We start from the raw sequence: 11,940 nt of genomic DNA on the forward strand, positions 1-11,940 counted from the left end.
TGAAAGCGATACGAGGCAACACCCGGGAAAGAGATAACCTCCAGGTAATTGATGATTTCAACCGTCGCGTGATATCAGTGCAGAGAGGGGATTTTTAGTTTAGGTAAGAAGGAAAGGCAGCATGGTTATGGCTGCCTTTTCTTTTTGCATTTAACGGACCCGCCAAGCGCCCGCCTCACGTTCATGATTATGCGCAAACAGCCAATGGAACACAGTGCCACCTTCCGGTTTCACGGGTCGCTCAACGACTTTCTCCGGCCAGCCCAAAAGGCCACAGAGATCCTTTATTCCTTCGGCGGACTTCCGGCAGTAAAGGATGCCATCGAAGCCATCGGCATTCCCCATCCCGAAGTGGGCGCACTGACCATCAACCACCACCCTGCCGCTATCATGGCCCCTCTGGGGCACCACGACCAGGTGGACGTTTTTCCCTTCCCTGCTGCCGGTATACCCGGTGCGCCCCGCTCTTTTGTACTGGATGTGCACCTGGGAAAGCTGGCCCGCCTGCTGCGGCTCCTGGGCTTCGATACCGCCTACGAGAACGGTTACCACGACAAAGAGATCGCCGACATTGCCGCCGCCCAGGACCGTATCGTGCTCACCCGCGATGTAGGCCTGCTCAAACACAAATCCATCCGCTGGGGCTACTGGCTGCGCTCACAATTCGGCGAAGAGCAGTTAAAGGAGGTCATTGTTCATTTCGGGCTCGAAGGGGCCTTCCAACCCTTCCACCGCTGCATCGCCTGTAACGGCCTGATCGAAGCGGTGGACAAGGACCTTATAAAAGAAAAAATACCGGCCGACACCGACCGGTATTTTCATGAATTTTATCACTGCACTTCCTGCGGCCGCGTGTATTGGAAAGGCTCGCACTATGAGAAGATGGAAGCGTTTTTAAAGAGATTTATCGTATGAGTTTACGGGTTTACAAGTGTACGAGTTGCTGGCGCCCGTAAGGAACTCGTAAACTTGTAAACCCATAAACTCGTAAACTTATCGTATCTGCCCCTCTCCCTGTATGATCCACTTCTCCGTTACCAGCTTCTCCAGCGCGAAGGGACCGCGGGCATGGAGCTTCTGGGTGGAGATGCCGATCTCGGCGCCGAGGCCGAATTCTTCACCATCGGTAAAGCGGGTGGAAGCATTGGCGTACACGGCGGCGGCATCCACTTCCCGGATGAAGCGGTTGCAGGCTTCCTTGTTTTCCGATACGATCGCTTCCGAATGGCGGGTGGAGAATTCCTGGATATGCTCGAGGGCTTCGTCGATGTTGCGCACCACTTTCACGGCGCATTTCAGGTCGAGGAATTCGCGGCCGAAATCTTCCGTCGTCGCCTGTTGCAGGTGCGGGTAGCCTTGCAGCAGTTCCGCCGCTGAATGGTCCGCAAAGATCTCCACGTTATGCTGGCGGAAGCGCTCCTGCAGCTGTTCCAGGAAGCGGGGGGCGATGGCGTCATCCACCAGCACGGTGTCCACGGCATTGCATACCGAAGGACGCGACACTTTTGCATTCACCACGATGTCGACGGCCTTTTCCAGGGCGGCATCCTTTTCCACGTAGATATGCACCACGCCGGCGCCGGTTTCGATCACCGGCACGAGGCTGTTCTTGCGCACGAACTGGATGAGGCCTTCGGAACCGCGGGGAATAAGCACGTCCACGTAGCGGGTGGCAGTAAACAGTTCCTGTACGGTTTCACGTGCCGGGGGCAGCAGGGTCACACAGTCGGGGTTGATGCCGGCTGCTTCCAGCACTTTATGAATGAGGGCGATGGCGGCCCGGTTGGTATGTTCGGCCTCGCTGCTTCCTTTGAGCACGCAGGCGTTCATGCTGCGCAGGCAGAGGGCGGCGATGTCGAAGGTGACGTTGGGACGCGATTCGTAAATGGCGCCCACCACGCCCAGGGGCACGGTTACCTTCTGCAGCTGCAGGCCGTTGTAGAGGGTACGCTGTTCCAGCACCTTGCCGGTGGGGTTGGGCAGCCGGCTGATCTGGCGGATACTGTTGGCGATGCCTTTCAGGCGCTGTTCGTTCAACAGCAGCCGGTCGAGGCGTGGGTTGGCCGGGTCCACTTTGGCCACATCCTGGCGGTTGGCTTCCAAAAGGGTACCGGCGGATGCTTCCAGCGCATCGGCCAACAGCTGCAGGGCGTTCATTACCTGCTCGTCCGTGCTGTTGCGCAGCGAAACGGCAGCTTTGTAGGTGGTAATGATCTGCGATTGAACGGTGGTCATGTAACTTGTTTTTTTATCGTGAATGGTCCATTGACGCTTGTCAATTGTCTATTGCTTATTCTTCTTCCTGCTCCTTGCCGTTGTCTTTTCCATCGCCCTGGGCTTCCATGTATTCTTCCAGGACGATGTTCAGCTCGGCAAAGACGGGCACCAGCAGCCAGGGATCGGCTTCGGCGGCACGCAGGGCCATAAAATATACGACCGCTTCCTTTAACCGGCCGGCCTTCAGGGTCACCATCAGGCGGATCAGCAGGAACTCGATCACTTCCGTGCCCGAAAACTTACCGGTACCGGGGAAGGCTTCCTCCAGGCTTTGGGCCTGGTACAGGCGGTCAAAACGGCTGTCGGCCTCGCCCAATACCAGGGCGCCCAGCGCCAGGCTCAGGGCCACGATCGGGTACTGGTCGGCCAGCAACCGGGCTTTTTCCCCGGCCAGCGCTACGCTGTTTTTCTTGGCCAGCACAATGCTGGTTTCATAAATGGAGGAAACCACGATGGGATTAGCCCCATGCGATTCCAGCAGGCCGCTGATCATGTCGTCGTACTGCGCCTCCACCACCTCGTCCTGTTGGCCCGAGGTAAAGGAAATGATCTGGTCCAGCACCTCCCGGTATTCGTTTACCTGTTCTTCCGTTACGCCGGTATGGTGCTCGCTGGAGGCGAGCAGTTCCTCCCAGGTACGCTCCAGGAAAGCGTCTTCCTCTTCCGAAAGGTTGGTCAGCTCCGGGGGCAGTTCCATATAGAGCGATTCCGTCTCGATCAGGATCTGTTCTTCCAGGAGCCTTTTGGAGACTTTTTCCTCGTCGTTCATGTCATCGAGGTGCAGGCGTTGCACGGTGCTCAGGTTCACTTCACCCGGGGCCAGCGCGTCCAGCCGCAGGGCTTCCTCTTCTTCCTCCTCGTCCTCCTGCAGGTACACGTAGTTGCCTTCGCCGGCAAACTTTTTCAGCTTGGCCAGGATGTCCAGCCTCAGGTTATTGGCAGTCGCCATCAGCACGGGCCGGCCCTCCCCGTCGCCTACCGGGATGTCGATCAGGGGGATGGCATCGGTATCCTCCTCCAGGATAAAGCGGGTCAGGGCAAAATCCTTTTCGGGCTGGATTTCGAAATCCAGGGCAAAGTCGTGGCCGGCAAAGATAATATTATGGGCCAGGTTGTAGTCGATCTCCGTAAAAGCCTCGCTTTTGAGGGCCGGGATCCGCTCCTGTACCTCTGCTTCGTCCTCGTTGAAGATAAAGGCCGTTTCGGTAATACCCTGGCACAGCAGCTCCACCTGGTAGAGGCCCACCGTCACATGGCCGTTGGTGTGCCGCCGCATGACGATCACATCGGCGAACATGGCTTCTTTCCAGTCGCGGTTGACGTAGCAATGGTACAGGGGAAGGGAACGGGCTTTGGTCTCGATATATTTTCTAGGCGATAAGGGCTGTTGCATAAATGGGTTTAAAGGGCAAAAATAGACCAGGAATTCCACCTGCAGGTTCTGATTCTTCGCAAAGGGCGGTGCTTAGAAGAGCACGATATCGTCCGCATGGGCGGCCAGGGCGTTCTTTTGGGCCAGTTGCAGTTCCATTTCCGGGGCGCCCAGCTTTACTTTGGCCACGCCGATAATGGTTTGCTCTTCGTTGAGCAGCTGCACCACCTCGCCGGCGGAAAAGGCGCCCTGCACGTCGCGGATGCCCACGGTCAGCAGGCTCTTGCGGCCCAAGAGCGCTTTTTCGGCCCCCTTGTCCACGCGGATGCCGCCCAGGGTGATGGAGCCGCTGGCCAGCCACTTCTGGCGGGCCTTCAGGTTCGACCGCCGGGGTTTGAAGGTCGTGCCCTTCTCTCCTGCCAGCGCCGTCGCAAAGGGCTTGTCGCCCGACAGGCCGCAGATCACTACCCGGATGCCCAGGGAGGTGGCCAGGCGCGTAAAGGTCAGCTTCGACAGCATCCCTCCCAGTCCCAGCGCACTTTTCTCGGTGCTGACGAAACCCAGGATCTTTGTATCGATCTTTTCCACCAGGGGGATGATCTTTTTCTCCCCGTCGAGGAAGCCGCCGACCGAGGTGCAGATGACCAGGGTTTCGGCGTCGAAGCCGATGGCGATGAGGGTGGCCAGCTCGTCGTTGTCGGAAAATTTCAGTTCCACGTTGCTGACCAGGTCGTTCTCATTGACCACGGGCAGGATATTGTTTTCCCAAAAGGCGGCAAACGTTTCCTTCAGCTGCAAAAACTGCGACCGGTGGGAGAAATGGTGCCGTTCGCACAGGGCCTGCGCCACCGTCAGCCCGTAGGGCGAAAAATACTGGTGGTACAGCTGGATCAGGATGGGATTGCCGATGGCGGCGGCGGCCTTTCGTTCGATAAGGCTGCCTTTGTAGTTTTTCAAAAAGGCCTTGCCGCTGCCCACCGCACCGCTGGACACCAGCACCACCCGGTAGGTGGCCGACAGCGCCGCAATTTCCTCCGCCACCTTCGCGATAATGTTCCTGTCTATTTGCCCGTTGCTCCCGGTTATCACTGCCGAGCCTAACTTGATCACCAATACAGGTTTTTGCATGAAACGTCGTTTTGTAAAGAGCCGCAAAAATAGGAATTGACCGATAAGGAAGTGGGGAATTGGGGAATTAGGTTAGGGGTTAATTGGTTCATTGGGAATTGGGGAGGCCGTTTTATTTGGTGAAAATTGATATATTTCGTCAAAATACACCAGCTATGGGCAGAAAAAGCAGGGGCAAGAAGGTCAAACGCGAGGAGCGCGAAGCGATTCAACAACTGCAGCAGCAACAGCAGCATAGGCCGGGTGCGGCCCCCTTTCCTCCCGCCACGGCGCACGAAGGCCACAAGTTTTCCGATGTGCTGGCCAGTTTTATCTACCCGGTCCTGGATCCCCAGGATGATATCGATGATGTGCGGGCCAAGATGACCTGGGGCGTCATGATCTGGAACAAAGCGATGGCCGATACCTTTCCCGACCACCCGATCAGCGCCCAGATCGCCGAGCAGTTTCCCCTTTTCCAACTGATGGTGCCCGATGAGGACCTGCTGACGGCCTTCCTCGAACGGAAGAAACGGGAATTTGCCCACGAAAACTTTTTCATCATGGAGCACAAGACCCTGCCGGGACACACCAGGGGGGATTTTTCGATCTCCGTCTCGGTTTTGCCGGTTCTTTAAGAAGTTTACAAGTTTACGGGTTTACGAGTTGAGTTCCATAGTTCCTGGGTTAGGACAGTGTGTCCTAATTCCCAATGAACCAATATCCTTATTCCCTTTTGTCATTTCCCCATTGCAGCACGTCTACCCGCACCTTGACGCGGCCGTCGTGCATCATGCCCAGCTTGCGGGCGGCGCGGCGCGACAGGTCGATGATCACGCCTTCTTCGCGGTTGTCGTCGCTGGGCCCCCGGTCGTTGATGCGTACCCGTACGGTGCTGTCGTTTTCCAGGTTTTTCACCCTTACGATGGTGCCGAGCGGGTAGGTCGGGTGGGCCGCCACCATTTCGGTATTGTCAAACGTCTCGCCGCTGGCGGTTTCATCCCCGTGCAAATGCTTTGCATAATAGGAAGCCCGGCCGGTTTTACTTTCCAGCACCCGGGGCGTGTCCACCTGGGCCGACGGCGCCTTGGCGCCCTCGCTGCAGGAGAAAAAAAAGGGAAGCGCAGCCAGCGTTAGTGCATACAAAAAGTTCCGTCCGGTGGTCAGCGTCCTGTAGGTGTGCCCATACAATCTCATAAAAGGTTTTTGCTGATCCTGCTCCAAAGAAAGTGCCTGAAGCATAGGGCCTCCTACCCTTAAATCCGGTTAAAAGCAGGTTCAGTCCCCTAAAAAGCGGTGTCTGCCGGAAGCTTTCCCTCCCGGGCGATAATTAAAATAACTTGCCGCCGGTTAATTTCCGATCCTTATGAAAAGATTTTTTTGCCTGCTCACTCCCGTACTCCTCTTGGTTGCCTATGCCTGCCAGAAACCGGCCGACGGCCACCAGACGGCGCCGGAGCTAACGCTCGACAGCGCCGCCGTTGCCCTCCCGGGGCAGCTGGGCGCCCAGGCTTCCTTTACGCTTCATGCCAATATCGAATGGGTGGCGTCGGACACCGTTTCCTGGCTGCGCCTGGACAAGGTGTCCGGCAGCGGCAATACTACTATACAGGTCACCGCCCTCGAAAATAATTTTAGTTCCGCGGCCCGCACCGCCACCATCAGCATTCGGCCGGTAGGCTACCCCTCGGTAGCGCCCCTGAGCATCACGATTCGCCAGGGATCGGGCCTGATGGCCACCTTATGGAGCCGGCTGCTGGGCAGCGCCGCGGCCGACGTGCCGGGGGCGGTGATCGAGACGGAGGACCATAACTTTTTACTGGCCGGCTATGCCTCGGCGGGCGGCGGTGACGTCACCGGCTTCCGCGGGGCCTCCGACTTCTGGCTGGCCAAGGTATCGGCCGGCGGCGAGCTGCTGTGGCAAAAAACGCTGGGCGGCACCGGCGCCGACCAGGCGACGGCCCTGGCAGCCATACCTGCCGGCGGCTACCTGCTGGCCGGCACCACTGCCAGCATCAACGGCGATGTGACGAACCCTCATGGCGGCACCGACGCCTGGGTGGTGAAGGTGGACGCCTCCGGCAATAAGCTGTGGCAGAAAGCCCTGGGCGGCGCGGGCTACGACGGCCTGTACGCGGTGGTGCCCACCGCCGATGGGGGCTTCCTGCTGGCCGGGGAAACCGGCAGCAATGATGGCGACGTCAGCGGCAACCACGGCGGCACCGACGCCTGGGTGGTGAAGCTGGATGCTTCCGGCGCCCGGCTCTGGCAAAAAACGTTTGGCGGCTCGGGCGCCGACAAAGCCCGCTCCCTGAAGGCCACCACCGACGGCGGCTATATCCTGGTGGGCGAAACCGCCTCCTCCGATGGCGACGTCAGCGGCCAGCACGGAAAGGTGGATGCCTGGGTGCTGAAGCTCGACGCCTCGGGCAACAAGGTCTGGCAAAAAACCCTCGGCGGCTCGGGCCACGACTATGCCCAATCCCTGACGGCGGTGACGGGCGGCTACCTCCTGGCCGGCTTTACCAACAGCGCCGACGGCGACGTGACCGCCAACAAAGGAAATTACGATGTGTGGGTGGTGAAGCTGGACGAGAGCGGGCGCCTGCTGTGGCAAAAAACCTATGGCGGCACCGGCGGCGACCTGGCCAATGCCATTGCCCCGGTAACCGGCGGCTTTGCCGTGGTGGGCAGCACCAGCAGCGCCAACGGCGATGTCAGCGCCTCCAAGGGCGGCGGCGATGCCTGGCTGCTGAAGATCGATGCCAGCGGCAACCGCCTGGGCGAGAAAACCTGGGGCGGCACCGGCTACGAAAGCGCCCTCTCCTTCCTGGTCACCTCCGGCGGCAAGTTCCTGTTGGGCGGCACCACCGACAGTAAGGACGGCGATATCACCGGCAGCAAGGGCGGGGGCGATATCTGGCTGTGGCAAGTGCAACCTTAAAAAACCAGGTAACTTCCCTCCTTTTAAAATTCTTCTTTGAAAGAAATACCCCCCTCATTGATGAAAAAGGGCAGCTTTCCGCTGCCTTTTTTTACGCCCCGGCCTTTTCAACCCCATTGGACCCATTTTTCGCTGATGCCGAGAGGTCTGCGTAGAGCCGGAGAAGCCCGAAGGGCTTCACTATGAGTAGCCCCGGGTGCAACCCGGGGTCAGCAGTAGTTCGTCCCCGCAACCCTGAAGGGGTTGAATGTGTCCTGCTCATTATTAATCTGGTTTCAACCCAGGAGGCTTCTTTATAAAGCCTTCCTGATTCCGGACGGTCGGTTTGCTGTGGGTCCCACATTCAACCCCTGCGGGGTTGTTTCCTAAATTGATGCGCCGTTCCCCGGGTTTCACCCGGGGCTACTCACAGTGAAGCCCTTCGGGCTTCTCCGGCTCTACGCAGACCTCTCGGCTACAGATGGGTTCCTGGGCATATCCCTTGCCAAGTGCCCAAAAAAGCCCCGGCCTGCTACAGACCGGGGCTTTAGGGTTTATTTCGGTTATGCTTTTATGCCAGGGCTTCGTAGAATACTTCCACGGGGTGCTTGGCGTGGCGGCCGGTGCCGTCCTTGATCTGGTGGCGGCAGGAGGTGCCGGGGGCGGCGATGATCACGTCGGCCGGCTGCTTGCGCACCGTGGGCAGCAGCACCAGCTCGCCTACCTGCTGCGATACTTCGTAGTGCTCTTTCTCATAGCCGAACGAGCCGGCCATGCCGCAACAGCCCGAAGGAATGGTCTGCACCGTGTAGTTCTCGGGGAACGACAGGATCTTGACCGTGGGCGCCACGGAAGAAACGGCTTTCTGCATGCAGTGGCCGTGCAGCTGGATGGACCGCTTTTCGCGGCTGAACTGCTCTTTTTTGATGTGGCCCTTTTCAATTTCGCGGGCAATGAACTCGTCGATCAGGAACACGTGCTGCGCCAGCTTTTTGGCGGTTTCGAAGTTGGCGTCATCGGCCAGGTCGATGTACTCGTCGCGGAAGGTGAGCACGGCGGAGGGCTCGATGCCCACCAGCGGCGTTTCCTCGCTGATGATGGGGCTCAGCAGCTCCACGTTGCGGTTGGCGATCATCTTGGCCGTGCGGATAAGGCCTTTCGACAGCCAGGTACGGCCGCTCTCTTCGTGCTTCGGGATTTCTACTGCATAGCCCAGCTTTTCCAGCAGCAGGATGGCCTTGATGCCGATCTCGGTATCGTTGTAATTGGTAAACTCGTCGCAGAACAGGTACACCTTGCGGCCGGTCTTCGGCTGCGCCGACGACTGCTGGTGCTTGCGGAACCACTTCTGCAGCGTGGTCTTGTAGAGCGTCGGCATGGAGCGCTGCGGGGCAAAGCCGGAAACCTTTTTGATCATCCCGCCGATCAGGGGGTTGGTCACGGCAAAGTTGTACAGGCCGGGGACGAGGGCAGCCAGCTTATTCGATTTGGTATAATTAGCGATCAGCTTCGAGCGGAAGGGAACGCCGTTGGCATCGTAATAATGCTGGAGGAACTCGGCCTTCAGCTTCGCCATGTCCACGTTGGAGGGGCATTCCGACTTACAGCCCTTGCAGCTGAGGCAGAGGTCCATCACCTCCTTGATCTCTTCGTGGTCGAAGCGGTTCATCTTGCCCGAGTTGGTCAAAAACTCGCGCAGGATGTTGGCCCGTGCCCGGGTGGTGTCTTTTTCGTTGCGGGTGGCCATGTAGGAGGGGCACATGGTGCCGCCCGACAGGTGCGTCTTGCGGCAGTCGCCGGAGCCGTTGCACTGCTCGGCGTGCTGCAGCACGTCCTGGTTATAAAAACGGAACACGGTCTTGAATTCCGGTGTCTGCTGCCCCGGCGTATAGCGGAGCATGGTATCCATCGGGGGCGTATCCACGATCTTGTTGGGGTTGAAAATGTTTTCGGGGTCCCACACCTTTTTCACTTCCTTCAGCAGCTGGTAGTTCTTTTCGCCCACCATCTGGCGGATGAATTCGCCGCGCAGGCGGCCGTCGCCGTGCTCGCCGCTGAGCGAGCCCTTGTATTTTTTCACCAGGGTGGCGATCTCTTCCGCAATGGCGCGGAACAGGGCGTTGCCTTCCTTGGTCTTGAGGTTGATGATGGGGCGCAGGTGGATCTCGCCGGAACCGGCGTGGGCATAGTGTACCGAGTAGAGGTTGTACTGCTTCAGGATCTCGTTAAAATCGCGGATGAAGTCGGGCAGGTCCTCCACGTCCACCGCCGTGTCCTCGATCACGGGCACGGCCTTTTCGTCGCCGGGCAGGTTGCTCAGCAGGCCAAGTCCGGCCTTGCGCAGGGCCCAGATTTTTTTAGTGTCGGCGCCGAAGAGCAGGGGAAAGTGGTAGCCCAGGCCGGCAGCCCGCATGTCGGCTTCCATTTTTTGGGCGATGGCCTTTACTTCCTCGCGGTCGTCGCTGGGGATCTCCACCACCAGGATGGCGCCGGGGTCGCCCAGCACGAAGAAGCGGTTCTTGCTTTGCTCGATATTGTCCTTCGTGCAATCGAGGATGTAGTGGTCGATCAACTCGGAGGCGCTGGGCTTGTATTTCAGGGCGATAAGGTTGGCGCGGAGGGCTTCATCGATGGAGTTGAAGTGCACGCACAGCAGGCCGGAATCCCTGGGGGGCAGGGGCACTACGTTCAGCTTGATCTCGGTCAGGAAGGCCAGGGTGCCTTCCGAGCCGGCGATGAGGCTGCAGAAGTTGAAGTCGGGGCCGCCGGCGGTAAACGGCGCCATGTCCACCAGCATGTCCACGGCATAGCCGGTATTGCGGCGCTCGATGCTTTTCTTCGGAAACTCGCGGCGGATCTCCTCCTGGTTGTCGAAGTTGCCCAGCAGGCTGCGGGTGGCGCGGTAGATCTGGGCCTCCAGGCTGTTGCCCTCGCATTTCTGGTGGAACTCGTCCAGGCTCAGGGCTTTGAATTCCACTTCCGAGCCGTCGCTCAGCAGGCCTTTAACTTCCAGCAGGTGCTCGCGGGCGCTGCGGTACACCACCGAGTTGGAGCCGCAGGAGTTGTTGCCCACCATGCCGCCGATCATGGCGCGGTTGGCGGTGGAGGTTTCGGGGCCGTAGAACAGGCCGTGGGGCTTGAGGAAGATGTTCAGCTCGTCGCGGACCACGCCCGGCTGCACCTTTACCCAGCCTTCCTGCTGGTTCAGTTCCAGTATTTTGGTAAAATGTTTCGACACGTCCACGACGATGCCGCTGCCCACCACCTGGCCGGCCAGCGAGGTGCCGGCGGTGCGGGGGATCAGCGAGGTCTTTTCGGCCCGTGCAAAACGTATGAGTTTTTTGAGGTCTTCCGTGTTTTTGGGAAAGGCTACGGCCAGCGGCATTTCGCGGTAAGCCGATGCATCCGTGGCATACAAAGTGCGCATGGTGGTATCGTAAAACAGGCTGCCGTCTAAGGTGGCCGCCAGCTGCTGCAACTTTTCGTTCATTTTTTGCCCTTGGTGGTTTGATAAAGAAAGGGTGCAAAATTACGAGCTTTTGGGGTATAAATTACCTGATTTTGAACACCTGACCCGGTCCCGCCTGCGGGCATTCTAATGGGCCTCTAATATGCATTAAACGCAAATGTGCTAATTTGATCCTCCATTTGAAACAGGAAACTATGAAGCGGATCAGTATGTTATTCTTCCTTTTCCTGCTGGTGTGTTCCGGCTGCGACGTACGGCAGCGGGAGCAGGAACTGCAGAAAAAAGAAGCCGAATTGAACCAGAAAGAACAGGAATTATTGCTGAAAGAGCGCTCCCTGCAGCTGCGCGAGGAGGAAGTAACGAAGCAGGCGCAGCGGATCGACAGCTCGCAAAAACAGATCCCCGACTCGGCCTCCTACAATCCCGAGCTGGTGGGGTCCTGGGCCGCCCGGATGAACTGCATTGAAACCTCCTGCCCCGGCTCGGCGGTAGGCGATACCAAGACCGAGCAGTGGGACCTTTCCTTTCAAAACAACAGCATCATCGCCAAAGTCATGGTCAGCCAAAAGCTGGTGCGCACCTATACAGGCCTCTACGACGGCACCTCCCTGGAGCTCACCAGCCGCCAGGGTGAAGAAGCCACCCAGGTTTCCAGCATCGTGGTGCGCCTGCAGCAAACGGGCAAGGAACACCTGGAAGGCCGCAGGGAAATTTCCCGGGGCAACTGCAGGATCGTGTATGCGCTGGACCTGGTAAAACTGTAGTCGCTTTTTTCCCTCTTTATCTCTTAGC

The 11,940-nt window shown here is 58.5% G+C and carries 9 protein-coding genes; 4 read left to right on the top strand and 5 right to left on the bottom strand.

The genetic code is table 11. The features are described from left to right. The first annotated feature begins 204 nt into the window (after positions 1-204). Complete coding sequence (locus V9K67_RS16865; protein ID WP_336724365.1) at positions 205-915, top strand: Mut7-C RNAse domain-containing protein; 711 nt, start codon at positions 205-207, stop codon at positions 913-915. A gap of 78 nt (positions 916-993) precedes the next feature. Here the strand turns inward: V9K67_RS16865 and V9K67_RS16870 are convergent, their stop codons facing one another. The 3 genes from V9K67_RS16870 to proB form a co-directional block, all read right to left on the bottom strand. Further along, the gene (locus V9K67_RS16870; RefSeq protein ID WP_336724367.1) at positions 994-2,235 is read right to left on the bottom strand and encodes a glutamate-5-semialdehyde dehydrogenase; all 1,242 of its coding nucleotides are present in this window, start codon (positions 2,233-2,235) and stop codon (positions 994-996) included. Positions 2,236-2,290: 55 nt separating this feature from the next. Then, on the bottom strand, positions 2,291-3,670 hold the full coding sequence (locus V9K67_RS16875; protein WP_336724369.1) for a hypothetical protein: 1,380 nt from the start codon (positions 3,668-3,670) through the stop codon (positions 2,291-2,293). A 72-nt stretch (positions 3,671-3,742) separates the two neighbouring features. Next, the gene (proB, locus tag V9K67_RS16880) at positions 3,743-4,777 is read right to left on the bottom strand and encodes a glutamate 5-kinase (RefSeq protein ID WP_336724371.1); all 1,035 of its coding nucleotides are present in this window, start codon (positions 4,775-4,777) and stop codon (positions 3,743-3,745) included. A 155-nt stretch (positions 4,778-4,932) separates the two neighbouring features. Between proB and V9K67_RS16885 the strand changes: the two genes are divergently transcribed. Further along, entirely contained in the window at positions 4,933-5,394 is a 462-nt protein-coding gene (locus V9K67_RS16885; protein WP_336724373.1) for a hypothetical protein, read from the top strand. An 88-nt stretch (positions 5,395-5,482) separates the two neighbouring features. Here the strand turns inward: V9K67_RS16885 and V9K67_RS16890 are convergent, their stop codons facing one another. Beyond that, positions 5,483-5,953 (bottom strand): septal ring lytic transglycosylase RlpA family protein, encoded by a 471-nt coding sequence (locus V9K67_RS16890; protein ID WP_336724375.1) that lies wholly within the window; start codon positions 5,951-5,953, stop codon positions 5,483-5,485. A gap of 169 nt (positions 5,954-6,122) precedes the next feature. Here V9K67_RS16890 and V9K67_RS16895 point away from each other — a divergent pair, with 169 nt between their 5' ends. Next, positions 6,123-7,700 carry a BACON domain-containing protein gene (locus tag V9K67_RS16895; protein ID WP_336724376.1) on the top strand — a complete coding sequence of 526 codons (1,578 nt, stop codon included), beginning with the start codon at positions 6,123-6,125 and terminating at the stop codon, positions 7,698-7,700. Between the two features lie 550 nt (positions 7,701-8,250). On the opposite strand, the gene V9K67_RS16900 is transcribed toward V9K67_RS16895, so the two are convergent. After that, the gene (locus V9K67_RS16900; RefSeq protein WP_336724378.1) at positions 8,251-11,169 is read right to left on the bottom strand and encodes an FAD-binding and (Fe-S)-binding domain-containing protein; all 2,919 of its coding nucleotides are present in this window, start codon (positions 11,167-11,169) and stop codon (positions 8,251-8,253) included. A gap of 173 nt (positions 11,170-11,342) precedes the next feature. Here V9K67_RS16900 and V9K67_RS16905 point away from each other — a divergent pair, with 173 nt between their 5' ends. Further along, complete coding sequence (locus V9K67_RS16905; protein ID WP_336724380.1) at positions 11,343-11,912, top strand: hypothetical protein; 570 nt, start codon at positions 11,343-11,345, stop codon at positions 11,910-11,912. The last annotated feature ends 28 nt before the right edge of the window (positions 11,913-11,940 follow it).

The sequence above is a fragment of the Huijunlia imazamoxiresistens genome, from assembly GCF_037132455.1.
Lineage (GTDB): Bacteria > Bacteroidota > Bacteroidia > Chitinophagales > Chitinophagaceae > Flavisolibacter > Flavisolibacter imazamoxiresistens.